Origin of the sequence: Antarctobacter sediminis, from assembly GCF_019218285.1 — a bacterium.
In the GTDB taxonomy this organism is placed as follows: domain Bacteria; phylum Pseudomonadota; class Alphaproteobacteria; order Rhodobacterales; family Rhodobacteraceae; genus Antarctobacter; species Antarctobacter sediminis.
The window spans coordinates 1,334,781-1,347,102 of sequence record NZ_JAHUZG010000001.1 but is presented as its reverse complement, the minus strand read 5'-3'; the positions used below and the strand labels follow the sequence as shown (position 1 = coordinate 1,347,102).

Genomic DNA, 12,322 nt, shown 5'->3' with positions numbered 1-12,322 from the left:
CGCGAGGGGGCCAAGAAGAAGGGACAGACATGTTCGACAAGATCCTGATCGCGAACCGGGGCGAAATTGCCTGCCGGGTCATCAAGACCGCCCGCAAGATGGGCATCAAGACGGTCGCCGTCTACTCGGATGCGGACAAACACGCGCTGCACGTGGAAATGGCGGATGAGGCCATCCATATCGGCCCGCCGCCGGCCAACCAGTCCTATATCGTGATCGACAAGATCATGGAGGCCATCAAGCAGTCGGGCGCGCAGGCCGTGCACCCGGGTTATGGTTTCCTGTCCGAAAACCCCAAGTTCGCCGAGGCGCTCGAAGCCGCCGGCGTCGCCTTTATCGGACCGCCCAAAGGCGCGATCGAGGCCATGGGTGACAAGATCACCTCGAAGAAGATCGCCCAAGAGGCCAAGGTGAACACGGTTCCCGGCTACATGGGCCTGATCGAGGATGCCGACGAGGCGGTGAAGATCTCGAACCAGATCGGCTATCCGGTTATGATCAAGGCCTCTGCCGGGGGCGGCGGTAAGGGCATGCGCATCGCGTGGAACGACGAAGAAGCGCGCGAGGGCTTTCAGTCGTCCAAGAACGAGGCCGCGAACAGCTTTGGCGACGACCGGATCTTTATCGAGAAATTCGTGACACAGCCGCGCCACATCGAAATTCAGGTTCTGTGTGACGCGCATGGCAATGGCATCTGGCTGAACGAACGTGAATGTTCGATCCAGCGTCGCAACCAGAAGGTTGTCGAAGAGGCGCCCAGTCCTTTCCTTGATCCCGAAACCCGCAAGGCCATGGGCGACCAGTCCGTCGCGCTGGCCAAGGCGGTGGGCTATGCCAGCGCCGGGACCGTGGAATTCATCGTCGACGGCGACAAGAACTTCTACTTCCTCGAAATGAACACCCGCCTTCAGGTGGAACACCCGGTGACCGAACTGATCACGGGCGTCGATCTGGTGGAACAGATGATCCGCGTCGCAAATGGCGAGCCGCTGTCGATCACGCAGGATGACGTGCAGATCAACGGCTGGGCGATTGAAAACCGTCTTTATGCCGAAGACCCCTATCGCAATTTCCTGCCTTCGATCGGGCGTCTGACCCGCTACCGTCCGCCGGCCGAGGGCGAACTGGGCGACGGAATCGTGCGCAACGATACCGGCGTCTATGAAGGCGGCGAGATCAGCATGTATTACGACCCGATGATCGCCAAGCTTTGCACATGGGCGCCGACCCGCGAGGGCGCGATCGAGGTCATGCGCAACGCGCTCGACAGTTTCGAGGTCGAAGGCATCGGTCACAACCTGCCGTTTGTCGCCGCCGTGATGGATCACCCGAAATTCATCTCGGGCGATATGACCACGGCCTTCATCGCCGAGGAATACCCTGACGGTTTCGAAGGTGTGACCCTCGCCGAGGAAGAACTGAAGCGCGTCGCCGCCGCCGCGGCAGCCATGAACCGCGTGGCAGAGATCCGGCGCACCCGCGTTACCGGGCGTCTGGGCAACCACGAACGCCGCGTCGGCACCGATTGGGTGGTCAGCCTGCAAGGGGCCGAATTCGCGGTCAGCATCGACGCCGATCATGACGGTTCGACCATCGGCTTTGCCGACGGCGGCAGCCTGCGGGTCGAAGGCGACTGGACCCCGGGAGATACGCTGGCGCACATGACGCTGAACGGCGAACCGCTGGTGCTCAAAGTCGACAAGATCACCCATGGCTTCCGCCTGCGGACCCGTGGCGCGGATCTGAAGGTGCATGTCCGTTCGCCGCGTCAGGCCGAACTGGCCAAGCTGATGCCCGAAAAGCTGCCGCCGGACACCTCCAAGATGCTGCTTTGCCCGATGCCCGGCCTGATCGTGAAGGTCGACGTCGAAGAAGGGCAGGAGGTGCAGGAAGGGCAGGCGCTTTGCACCGTCGAAGCCATGAAGATGGAAAACATCCTGCGTGCCGAACGCAAGGGTGTGGTGGCCAAGATCAACGCCGGTCCCGGCGACAGCCTTGCCGTCGACGATGTCATCATGGAGTTCGAATAAGGCATGTTCCGCCGCGCCCTTCGCATCTGGCTCATGCACAGCCTGGCCTTCGTGGCCGGGCTGGTGGTGTCGGGGGTCGTGGCGGTGGGACTCTGGTCGCTGGTGCCCAAGGAAACGGGCATCGGCATCCTGACGGGCAGCGCTTTTGCGGTGTCCATCGTCGCGGTTGGAATCGGATATGCGATCTATCTTGCGCTGATTGCGGCGCTGCTGGACGTGATGCCCGGTTGGGGGTTCTACCTTGGCGGGCCGCTGTTGGTTCTTGCGGTGATGCTGTTGGTGTTCCTTGCGGTCTACCTTGGGGTATTGGCGGCGGGGTTCGGCAGCCTGTTGGGCTATGCGATGCTGTATCTGGTCGGCGGCGGGGTGGTCCACCGACTGTTGTGGCAAGAAACCAACGTGAGCGAAGCCCGGGGCGCGTCATGACGCCAGTCCCGGAAACATATCGTAAACCCCTGCGTACTAAGCTGCGCCCGTGTTCAGGGGACATGGGGGCCGGGCGGTTTGGCACGGATCTTGCGGCAAATGACGGGGCTGGTCCTGCTCGCGGCGATGCTGGCTGGATGCCTCCGGCTGGACACCGAGGAAGAGGTGCGCGCGCAGCTCAAGGGCTGGCTCTTTCTGGCGCAGACGCGCGTCTTTGTGTCCAAGTCCACCTGCACCGCGGCCATCTTCGATACGGTTTCGGGCGAATTGCGGGCCTCTGGTCCCTTGCGGCGGGTCGAGGATCTGCGCAGCGGTCAGCGCTGGCTGGAACAGGGGCAGGCGGTTGCCTTCGAAATCGCGGGCGCCTCGCCCAACGCGGTGTCCGAGGCGTTGATGTCTGTCGATCTCTCGGGTGGTCTTGGGCTGATTTCGGCCTTTGTCGGGCCGTCGCAGAGCTGCATGGACGAGCGGTTTCAGGCCGATATCTACCTTGCCCTGATGTCGGAAGAGACGGTGATGATCTACGATCCCGCCGGCAATGCGCTGGTGCTGTTGCACCGCCCTTCGCAGATCGCCTTTTTCCTGCGGGGCAACGTCTGAGCGATCCGGTTCAGCGGTCGCGAATTTCCTGTTGGCGTAACGGCAGCTTGTCGATCGAACGCGAGATCTCGCGTTCGGACCACGGCCCGGGCTTGCGGATCACGATGCTGCCGTCCTTGGCGATCACCACCAGCATGAACCCACGTGGACGCAAGGCCTGCCGCACCGAGGATCGCGCGGCCGGATCCGTATCGGTGATCACAACCACGTCGCGATCTTCCAGCGCCGCCAGCCGGTCGCTGATCAGTTTCATCTGCTCGACATATCGCGGGTCGGCGGCATTGTCGGCAAAGACGACCACCGGGCGTTTGATCCACAGCCAATCCTCCAGGGCGGTTTCGCTGGCGGGATGGATCATCTGGAACGGTTCGCCCGTTTCGGCGCCCTGGGCGGCCGAAAGGCTGGCACATGCGCCCAGAAGGGCCGCGGCAATCACTCGGGTCAATCCTTGCATGACCCAAGATATAAGCGCGCCGTGGCGGGCTGCACAGGGTCGCCCGATCCCGGCGTCGAAAAATTTAACCTTAACCGCCTGCCAAGGCTCCTCTGGCAAGGATCGCCGCCAACCAATCGCAGGGCTGCGCATGGACGCGGCCGGAACCTGCCGGGGGGCATCGACTTGATGGATATTATCCTGCATGCGGGCGCGCATCGCACCGCCACAACTAGTTTTCAGGCCTACCTGCGCGCGCATGGCCCGGCGTTGAAGGCACAGGGCATCGGCTTTTGGGGGCCGCGCCGCACCCGCAAAGAGGGGCTTTTGTTCGACGTAGTCGAACGTCCCGACACGCCCGAGGCTGCGCGCCGCGCCGCTGGCCGCCTTGTTCTGAATCTTGAAAAGTCCCGCCAATCGGGGCTGGATCACCTTGTCGTCACCGACGAGAACATGATCGGCAGCGCCCGCAATTGTCTGCGGCAACGCGCGCTGTACCCCGCCATCGGTGAACGCATGGCGCGTCTGGCGACGGCCATGGACGGGGTGAATCGCATCACCTTGCAGATCCGTTCGCTGGATCACTGGTGGGCTTCGGTGGTGGCGTTTCTTGTGCCGCGCGGCCAGTCGCGCCCCGATCCGCAGGTGATCGAGGCACTGGCCAGTGGCACGCGCAGCTGGCGCGCTGTCATCACCGATCTTGCAGTTGCCTGTCCGGGTGCGGTGATCCAGGTCACGCCATTTGAATGTTTCGCTGACCGGCCCGACCTGTTGTTGCGCGCCATGACCGGTGCTGCCGATCTGCCGCGCGCCGAAACCGGCAGCTTTCTGGAAAACCGGCGTCCGGATGCCGCCACGCTGCACGCCACGCTGGAGGCACGCGGCGAGGACACGCGCGGCCTGCGCGAGGCACCGGTGCCAACCCGCTGGACCCCATTCGACGACGCGCAGGCCGCCCGCCTGCGCCTTGCCTACGAACAGGACCTTGCCTGGCTGCGCGCGGGCGCGGACGGGCTGGCCCAACTGACAGAGACCCTGACACCGCCAACCGGGGACAACGCCCGGACGCGGCTGACACGACAAGAGGAAGTGACCATGAGTGATCCGACCCAAGACATGCCCGAAAGCTGGCGCAAGGACGCGGAAAAAGAACTGCGCGGCCGCCCGCTGGAGGATCTGACCTGGAAGACCCTCGAAGGCATCGAGGTCAAGCCGCTGTACACCGAGGCGGACACCGCCGACCTGCCGCACATGAATACCCTGCCGGGGGCAGAGCCGTTCACCCGCGGCGTCAAGGCGACCATGTACGCTGGCCGACCCTGGACAATCCGCCAGTACGCGGGATTTTCCACGGCGGAAGAGTCGAACAATTTTTACCGCAAGGCGCTGGCCGCCGGTCAGCAGGGCGTTTCCGTGGCCTTCGACCTTGCCACGCACCGTGGCTATGACAGTGATCACCCCCGCGTGGTGGGCGATGTGGGCAAGGCCGGTGTTGCCATCGACAGCGTCGAGGACATGAAGATCCTGTTCGACGGTATCCCGCTGGACAAGGTGTCGGTCTCGATGACCATGAACGGCGCGGTGATCCCGGTGCTGGCCTCTTTCATCGTCACCGGTGAGGAACAGGGCCATGACCGCAGCGTGCTGTCCGGGACCATTCAGAACGACATTCTGAAAGAGTTCATGGTCCGCAACACCTATATCTACCCGCCCGCACCCTCGATGCGGATCATCTCGGACATTATCGAGTATACCTCGAACGAGATGCCGAAATTCAACTCGATCTCGATCTCCGGCTACCACATGCAGGAGGCAGGGGCGAACCTGGTGCAGGAGCTGGCCTTTACCCTTGCTGACGGCAAGGAATACGTAAAGACGGCAATGGATGCCGGCATGGACATCGACAAATTCGCCGGGCGGCTGTCGTTCTTCTTTGCCATTGGCAAGAACTTCTTCATGGAGGTGGCCAAGCTGCGCGCGGCGCGGATGCTGTGGCATCGGATCATGACAGATCTGGGCGCGCAGAACCCGCGTTCGAAGATGCTGCGCACCCACTGTCAGACTTCCGGCGTCAGCCTTGCGGAACAGGATCCCTATAACAACGTGATCCGCACCGCCTATGAGGCGATGTCGGCGGTGCTGGGCGGCACGCAGTCGCTGCACACCAACGCGCTGGACGAGGCGATTGCCCTGCCGACGGAATTCAGCGCGCGGATTGCGCGCAACACCCAGCTGATCCTGCAAGAGGAAACTGGCGTGACCAAGGTGGTCGATCCGCTGGCGGGCTCTTACTACGTCGAAAAGCTGACCCATGACCTGGCCGAAGCCGCGTGGAAGCTGATCGAGGAAGTGGACGAGATGGGCGGCATGACCAAGGCGGTCGAAAGCGGAATGCCCAAGCTGCGTATCGAAGAAGCCGCCGCCCAGCGTCAGGCTGACATCGACCGGGGCACCGATGTGATCGTCGGCGTCAACAAGTACAAGCTCGAGAAAGAGGATGAACTCGACATCCTCGACATCGACAACCAGAAGGTGCGCGACAGCCAGATCGCCCGGTTGGAAAACATCCGCGCCAGCCGCGACGAAGCCGCTTGCCAGGCGGCGCTGGACGAGTTGACGCGCCGGGCAAAGGAAGGCGGCAACCTCTTGGAAGCGGCGGTCGAAGCGGCCCGCGCACGGGCCTCTGTCGGAGAGATCAGCATGGCAATGGAAAAGGAATTCGGGCGGCACCGGGCCGAGGTCAAGACACTGGCCGGGGTCTATGGCGCGGCCTATGAAGGCGACGAAGGCTTTGCCGCCATTCAGAAATCCGTCGAGGATTTCGCCGAGGCCGAAGGCCGCCGCCCGCGCATGCTGGTGGTCAAGATGGGGCAGGACGGCCATGACCGCGGCGCCAAGGTCATCGCCACCGCCTTTGCCGACATCGGCTTTGACGTGGATGTGGGGCCGCTGTTCCAGACGCCGGAGGAAGCGGCACAGGATGCGATCGACAACGATGTGCATGTGATCGGGATCTCCAGCCAGGCAGCCGGACACAAGACGCTTGCGCCGCAGCTGGTGCAGGAGTTGAAGGCGCAGGGTGCGGGCGACATCATCGTGATCTGCGGCGGGGTGATACCGCACCAGGATTACGAATTCCTCTACAATGCCGGGGTGAAGGCGATTTTTGGTCCGGGGACCAATATCCCCGAGGCGGCGCAGGATATCCTGCGGCTGATCCGCGACGCCCGGGCCGACGCGGCCTGAACAGGTTTCGGCCCGCTTGCGCGGGCCGACCGGCGCGCGCCCTGACGGGCGCGCGTTCCGGGGCTGCGCCCCGAATTTTGAGTATTTGAGCCAAGAAGAAGCTGAAGGTCCGGCATTGCCCAAGCGTTTCGCGATCCTGATCGGCATGGGGCTTGGCGCCATCTGGGCGGTTATGGTCGTCTGGTTGGGGCCAGTCTGGAAGGATGTGCCTTTGGGGATGGCGCTGGCGGTTGCCGGGGTTTGCGCCGGACTGCCCCTTTTGCTGATGATCGGGCGGCTGGCGCAGCGGCGGTTTTTCGACGATGCGCTGATCGATGGCGGGCCCTTGTCCGAGGCCGCCGGGATCGATGACCGCGTGTTGCGGAATACCGTCGAGCAATGTGTTCTTGCGGCCTGTATCTGGCCGTTGGCGGGGCTGGTTCTGGGCAGCGGCACGGTGCTGACGCTGGGGGCGGGGTTCCTGCTGGCGCGGCTGGCGTTCTGGCTGGGGTATCACCTGTCGCCGCCGCTGCGGGCCTTTGGCTTTGCGGCGAGTTTCTATCCGACGGTTCTGGTGGCCTGTCTGGTTCTGCGCGAGGCGGTGCGGATGCTGGCTTAGGGCTCTGTTCATCGCGGGCTGGCCTCGCTAGTGTCGCCGCCGCGATGCAGCGGAGGGCAAGCGCGATGTTGGAACTCGATCATATCGCCGTGGCGGGAACGGAGCTTGGCTCTGCCGTGGCCTTTTGCGAGGCGGCGCTGGGGGTTTCGATGGGACCGGGCGGGCGGCATGCCCGCTATGGCACATGGAACCGGCTGCTGGGGTTGGCGCCGCAGCTGTATCTTGAGGCGATTGCCATTGACCCGGCGGCCCCTGCGCCGCCTGATCCGCGCTGGTTTGGTTTGGACGGGTTTGCGGGCCCGGCGCGGCTGGACAAGTGGATCTGCCGCGTGCCGGACATGGATGCGGCGATTGCCGCACTGCCCATGGCGGGACGCCGGGTGGATCTGGAGCGGGATGGGCTGCGCTGGTCCATGGCGGTGCCGGAGGACGGGCAGTTGCCTTTTGACGGGCTGTTTCCAGCGCTGATCCAATGGCATGTGGCCGAACCGCCGGGGCAGAGCCTGCCGCCGTCCGGGCTGTACCTGCGGGCCTTGCGGGTGATTCACCCGCGGGTCGGGGATGTGCAGGCCTTGCTGGCCCCCTATCTTGCCGCCCCGCTGGTGGGATTCGAAACCGGTCCCGAACCGCGCCTTGTGGCGGAGATCGACGGCCCCGGCGGGCCGGTGGTTCTATGAGTTTCGTGGTCCGCAGTGCAGTGCCGGAAGATGCGCAGGCGATCTGCGCCATCTGGAACGCCGTGATCGAAACCAGCGCCGCCACCTTCACCACCCAGTTGAAGACCGTCGAAGGGATCCGGGGGGATATTGCCGCCCGTGGCGATGCCTTTCAGGTGGCGGAAGACGCGGGCGCGCTGCTGGGATTTGCCACGTATTTCCAGTTTCGCGGCGGGCCGGGGTATCGTTTTACCATGGAGCATTCGATCCAGTTGGCGCCCGGGGCGCGGGGTCGCGGGGCAGGGCGTGCCCTGATGGCGCGGCTGGAGGAGGTGGCGCGCCAAGCGGATGTTCACAGCCTTTGGGCCGGGGTCAGCGGAGAAAATCCCGACGGGATCGCCTTTCACGCACGTTTGGGTTTTGTCGAGGTTGCCCGCCTGCCGCAAGTGGGGCACAAGTTCGGCCGCTGGATGGACCTTGTGCTGATGCAGAAAATTCTTGAACCGCTCCTGACAGAGAACCGTTGAACCGCGTAGACTGACCCCATGTCGATCTGGATCCGAATTTCGCGCGCCTTGCAGGCGCTGACCACCGGCGAGGGGCTGGCGGCGGTCTTTGACAGCCTGCGCGCGCCGCCGGAACGGTCGGTGGCCTTTACCATCGCGGTGATTGCCCTGTCGGCCAAGATGGCCAAGGCGGACGGGCTGGTGACGCGCGACGAGGTGACCGCCTTTCGCGAGGTTTTCCACATCGCGGCCGAGGACGAGGCCGGCGCGGCGCGTGTCTTTAACCTCGCGCGGCAGGACGTGGCAGGCTATGAGGATTACGCCCGCCGCATCGCCGCGATGTTCAGCGAAACATCGGGCACGCTGTGCGACCTGATGGAGGGGCTGTTCCACATCGCGATGGCGGATGGCTGTTACCATCCGGCGGAAAACGAGTTCTTGACCAATGTGGCGCGGATCTTCGGGCTGAGCGAAAACCAGTTCCGCGCCCTGCGCGCGCGCTTTGTGCCCGATGCCGCGCCCGATCCCTACACGGTTCTGGGGGTTTCGCCCGAGATGCCGATGCCTGAGATCCGCAAGCGGTGGCGGCAGTTGGTCCGCGAAGGCCATCCCGACGCGATGATCGCCCGTGGTGTCCCCGAAGAGGCGGTCAAGATCGCTGAACGGCGGCTTATCGACATCAACCGCGCCTGGGAAGAGATCTCGGCGCGCGAACCGGCCTAGCGCCGTGCGGCTGGCCAGCTACAACGTCGAATGGTTCGATTCGCTGTTCGACAACAAGGGGCGGCCGCTGATCGACGATGAACCGGGCGGGCGGCATCGGATCACCCGGGGGGACCAGCTAGAGGCGCTGGGCCATGTATTTCGCCGGATTGATGCCGATGCGATCATGGTGATCGAGGCCCCGGACACCAATCGCCGCCGGTCGACCACCCGAGCCCTGGCCAATTTTGCCGAGGCCGCCGGTTTGCGCACCCGCGACGTGGTGACCGGGTTCGCCAACAACACCCAGCAGGAAATCGCGTTGCTATACGACGCCGATAAGCTGCGGGTGCGACATGATCCACGCGACGACGAGGCCGCGCCGCGCTTTGACATGGAATTCGGCATCGACCTCGACATCGACGCGCGGGCCGACATCGTCAATTTCTCCAAGCCCCCTTTGGAACTTGCTGTGGAAACCCTGTCGGGGCGCAAGCTGCGGATGATCGGTGCGCATCTGAAATCCAAGGCGCCGCACGGGGCCAAGGGGCGCGACGCGATCATGAAACTGGCCATCGCCAACCGGCGCAAGCAACTGGCACAGGCGGTCTGGCTGCGCCGCCGGATTGTCGCGCATTTGCACGCGGGCGAGGATCTGATCCTCATGGGCGATTTGAACGACGGTCCCGGTCTGGACAGCTACGAAGGGCTGTTCGGGCGCAGTTCGGTCGAAATCCTTCTGGGCAATGGCGACGACGCGGAGATGCTGCTTTATGATCCCCACGCAGCCGAGGCACTGCAACGGCGGATCGGGGCACAGCCGACCACCGCGCGGTTCTACATCCATTCGGAAAAGCGCTATCTACAGGCACTGCTGGATTACGTGATGATTTCCAGCCGCTTGCGCGATTGCGCGCCCAGTTGGCGGATCTGGCATCCTTTCGATGACGCCGAGTGCTGGCAGGACGAGGCGCTGCGCGGTGCGCTTCTGGTGGCCTCGGATCATTTTCCGGTCACGCTGGATGTCGATCTCTGACCGTCTTCCCAGCGTTACCCGGCGCCCCTATATTCCAAGGCATGAGACAGATTGTCATGCCCGCCCTCGTGGTTTCCCTGCTTGCCGCACCACTGGCTGCGGAAGAGGAAACCGATGGTCTGAACCTGATGGAAGAGGGGGCCAAGCTGTTCCTGCGCGGCCTGATGACCGAAATGGAACCGGCGCTGAAGGAACTGGACAAGACCGCGCGCGAGATGCAGCCGCTGTTGCGCGACTTCGCCGCCGAGATGGGCCCCGCGCTGGGTCAACTGCTGGAACAGGTGGAGGACTGGACGCTCTACCACCCTCCCGAGATGCTGGATAACGGCGACATCATCATCCGCCGCCGCGTGCCTCTGACCCCGGAAACGCCCGAAAACGGCCCCAAGGACAAGCCCGAGCCCCGGACAGACCCGGACGCGCAGATCGACCTCTGACCCGATAACGCGCGCGTGGATGGATCAGGCGATCCGCACCTCGCGGGTTTCTGCCTCCAGCGCGTCGGCCAGCGATTTCAGACGGGATTCCGCCACTTCGCCATAAAGCGGCGCGGTGCCCGCATCCAGCAACAGTTCCAGCGCGCGGCTTTCGGCGTCCCACGTCAGGCGCGGACCGGTGCCGTCGGCCTTGAGCGTCCAGAGCATCGCGCCGAATCGCAGCGCCTTGCCCAGCACCTCGGCCTCGGTCTGATGGGCGCCGTCGAGCAGGGCAAAGAGATCCTCAAAGCGGGTGCCCTCGCGCTTGTTGCGATAGCGGTGCATCAGCGCAAGCCCCAGATAGACCCGTTCCCAGTGTTTCAGCCCACCCATGTTGGCGCGCGTGGCATTGTCGAAACAGACTTCGGCGCGATAGTCGGGATGGGCGCGCCAGCTGACGTCATGCAGCAGGCAGGCGGCATGGATCAGCCGTTTGCGCGCAGGGCTGGCATCGGGAAACAGCGGCAGCACAAAGTCATAGAGAGCGGCGCCAAAGCCGGGCAGGCGGGCATCCTTGGCTTCGGCAAAGCGGCAGGCTTCGACCAGAGGATCGCGGCTGCGCAGCACGTCGGGCATCTGTTCGTACAGCAGGCCCTCGCGGATGCCATAGCTGGAAATCGCTATGTCGCTGGGCTGAAAACACTCCATCAGCCGCAGCAGAACCTCGCTTGCGAAAGGCACCAGCGCCATCCGGGTCGAGGACACGCCACAGACCTTGCGTAGGCTGTCGTGATCCTCATGCGACTCGATATAGGCGATGGTGTCCGCGACGGATTCCACGTCCATCCGGTATTCATGCAGCACCTGAAGCGGATAGCCGCGGCGATGCATGTCGATCCGCGCGATTGCGCGCCAGCTGCCGCCGACAAGGAACAGGCGGTCCCGTTGGGTTCCCATGTGATCGGCCAGCCGCTTGAGTTCGCGCTTGATCTGCTTGTCGCGGCCTTTGCGGCCGCCTTCGATGTCGCGGAGCTTCAGCGGCCCCAGCGGCGAAGTCACCCGCCGACCCACTTCGCCGTCGTGGATTTCCGCCAGTTCCATCGAGGAACCGCCAATGTCACAGACCAACCCGTACGACCCGGGCCAGCCCAGCAGCACACCCTGCGCCGACAGCCGCGCCTCTTCGGCGCCGTCGATCACCCAGACCCGCAGGCCCGTGGCCGATTCCAGCACGCGGCGGAACTCTGGTCCGTCCTCGGCATCGCGCATGGCGGCGGTGGCGACAACGGTCAGGTCGGGCAGGTCCATGCCGTCGGCCAGCGCGCGAAAGCGCAGCAACGCCCGCAGCGCCCGTTCGCGGCCCTCGGGGTTCAGCCGACCGGTTTCGGCCATTCCCGCGCCGAGCGCGCACATGATCTTTTCGTTGTAGAAATAGGCAGGGCTGCGGGCGGCACCGTCAAAGACCACCAGCCGGACAGAGTTCGAGCCGATGTCGACCACGCCCACCCGGCTGAGCGCCCGCGCCTGCGGATCGTTGAAAAGCGGCCGCCCGAAGGGATCCCAGTGTCCGTGAGTGTCGTCTTGACCGTCCATGCGAATCCCGATGCCGTCCGCCGGGGTTATCGCCCGCCGGACGGCGTGGGGTCAATCAAAAGGCTGGGATTGACTGGGGC

12 protein-coding genes are annotated in these 12,322 nt (G+C 64.3%); 10 read left to right on the top strand and 2 right to left on the bottom strand.

What is annotated here, in order from left to right; translation table 11 throughout:
* Nucleotides 1–29 precede the first annotated feature (29 nt).
* The 3 genes from KJP30_RS06475 (at nt 30) to KJP30_RS06465 (ending at nt 3,056) form a co-directional block, all read left to right on the top strand.
* Nucleotides 30–2,030, top strand: coding sequence for an acetyl-CoA carboxylase biotin carboxylase subunit (locus KJP30_RS06475; protein WP_218448158.1), 2,001 nt, complete (start codon nt 30–32; stop codon nt 2,028–2,030).
* Nucleotides 2,031–2,063: 33 nt separating this feature from the next.
* Complete coding sequence (locus KJP30_RS06470; protein WP_218448157.1) at nt 2,064–2,456, top strand: hypothetical protein; 393 nt, start codon at nt 2,064–2,066, stop codon at nt 2,454–2,456.
* A 99-nt stretch (nt 2,457–2,555) separates the two neighbouring features.
* Entirely contained in the window at nt 2,556–3,056 is a 501-nt protein-coding gene (locus tag KJP30_RS06465; RefSeq protein WP_218448156.1) for a hypothetical protein, read from the top strand.
* A gap of 10 nt (nt 3,057–3,066) precedes the next feature.
* On the opposite strand, the gene KJP30_RS06460 is transcribed toward KJP30_RS06465, so the two are convergent.
* A complete protein-coding gene (locus tag KJP30_RS06460) occupies nt 3,067–3,510 on the bottom strand; it encodes a DUF4174 domain-containing protein (protein ID WP_218448155.1) in 444 nt (147 codons plus the stop codon).
* A 1,095-nt stretch (nt 3,511–4,605) separates the two neighbouring features.
* Between KJP30_RS06460 and scpA the strand changes: the two genes are divergently transcribed.
* The 7 genes from scpA (at nt 4,606) to KJP30_RS06425 (ending at nt 10,670) form a co-directional block, all read left to right on the top strand.
* Nucleotides 4,606–6,735 carry a methylmalonyl-CoA mutase gene (gene scpA / locus KJP30_RS06455; protein ID WP_218448450.1) on the top strand — a complete coding sequence of 710 codons (2,130 nt, stop codon included), beginning with the start codon at nt 4,606–4,608 and terminating at the stop codon, nt 6,733–6,735.
* A gap of 115 nt (nt 6,736–6,850) precedes the next feature.
* Nucleotides 6,851–7,333 carry an MAPEG family protein gene (locus KJP30_RS06450; protein WP_246594366.1) on the top strand — a complete coding sequence of 161 codons (483 nt, stop codon included), beginning with the start codon at nt 6,851–6,853 and terminating at the stop codon, nt 7,331–7,333.
* 65 nt (nt 7,334–7,398) lie between these two features.
* The gene (locus KJP30_RS06445; protein WP_218448154.1) at nt 7,399–8,010 is read left to right on the top strand and encodes a VOC family protein; all 612 of its coding nucleotides are present in this window, start codon (nt 7,399–7,401) and stop codon (nt 8,008–8,010) included.
* The gene (locus KJP30_RS06440) at nt 8,007–8,516 is read left to right on the top strand and encodes a GNAT family N-acetyltransferase (RefSeq protein ID WP_218448153.1); all 510 of its coding nucleotides are present in this window, start codon (nt 8,007–8,009) and stop codon (nt 8,514–8,516) included. Before KJP30_RS06445 ends, KJP30_RS06440 begins: the two co-directional genes overlap by 4 nt.
* A gap of 18 nt (nt 8,517–8,534) precedes the next feature.
* Nucleotides 8,535–9,218, top strand: coding sequence for a molecular chaperone DjiA (locus tag KJP30_RS06435; RefSeq protein WP_218448152.1), 684 nt, complete (start codon nt 8,535–8,537; stop codon nt 9,216–9,218).
* A 4-nt stretch (nt 9,219–9,222) separates the two neighbouring features.
* A complete protein-coding gene (locus KJP30_RS06430) occupies nt 9,223–10,233 on the top strand; it encodes an endonuclease/exonuclease/phosphatase family protein (protein ID WP_218448151.1) in 1,011 nt (336 codons plus the stop codon).
* 41 nt (nt 10,234–10,274) lie between these two features.
* Nucleotides 10,275–10,670 carry a hypothetical protein gene (locus KJP30_RS06425; protein ID WP_218448150.1) on the top strand — a complete coding sequence of 132 codons (396 nt, stop codon included), beginning with the start codon at nt 10,275–10,277 and terminating at the stop codon, nt 10,668–10,670.
* 24 nt (nt 10,671–10,694) lie between these two features.
* On the opposite strand, the gene KJP30_RS06420 is transcribed toward KJP30_RS06425, so the two are convergent.
* The gene (locus KJP30_RS06420) at nt 10,695–12,242 is read right to left on the bottom strand and encodes a Ppx/GppA family phosphatase (RefSeq protein WP_218448149.1); all 1,548 of its coding nucleotides are present in this window, start codon (nt 12,240–12,242) and stop codon (nt 10,695–10,697) included.
* Between the last annotated feature and the right edge of the window lie 80 nt (nt 12,243–12,322).

Coding starts and splice junctions, on each gene's coding strand:
- KJP30_RS06475 (WP_218448158.1), top strand. CDS start 30: ATGTTCGACAAGATCCTGATCGCGAACCGGGGCGAAATTGCCTGCCGG.
- KJP30_RS06470 (WP_218448157.1), top strand. CDS start 2,064: ATGCACAGCCTGGCCTTCGTGGCCGGGCTGGTGGTGTCGGGGGTCGTG.
- KJP30_RS06465 (WP_218448156.1), top strand. CDS start 2,556: ATGACGGGGCTGGTCCTGCTCGCGGCGATGCTGGCTGGATGCCTCCGG.
- KJP30_RS06460 (WP_218448155.1), bottom strand. CDS start 3,510: ATGCAAGGATTGACCCGAGTGATTGCCGCGGCCCTTCTGGGCGCATGT.
- scpA (WP_218448450.1), top strand. CDS start 4,606: ATGCCCGAAAGCTGGCGCAAGGACGCGGAAAAAGAACTGCGCGGCCGC.
- KJP30_RS06445 (WP_218448154.1), top strand. CDS start 7,399: ATGTTGGAACTCGATCATATCGCCGTGGCGGGAACGGAGCTTGGCTCT.
- KJP30_RS06440 (WP_218448153.1), top strand. CDS start 8,007: ATGAGTTTCGTGGTCCGCAGTGCAGTGCCGGAAGATGCGCAGGCGATC.
- KJP30_RS06435 (WP_218448152.1), top strand. CDS start 8,535: ATGTCGATCTGGATCCGAATTTCGCGCGCCTTGCAGGCGCTGACCACC.
- KJP30_RS06425 (WP_218448150.1), top strand. CDS start 10,275: ATGAGACAGATTGTCATGCCCGCCCTCGTGGTTTCCCTGCTTGCCGCA.
- KJP30_RS06420 (WP_218448149.1), bottom strand. CDS start 12,242: ATGGACGGTCAAGACGACACTCACGGACACTGGGATCCCTTCGGGCGG.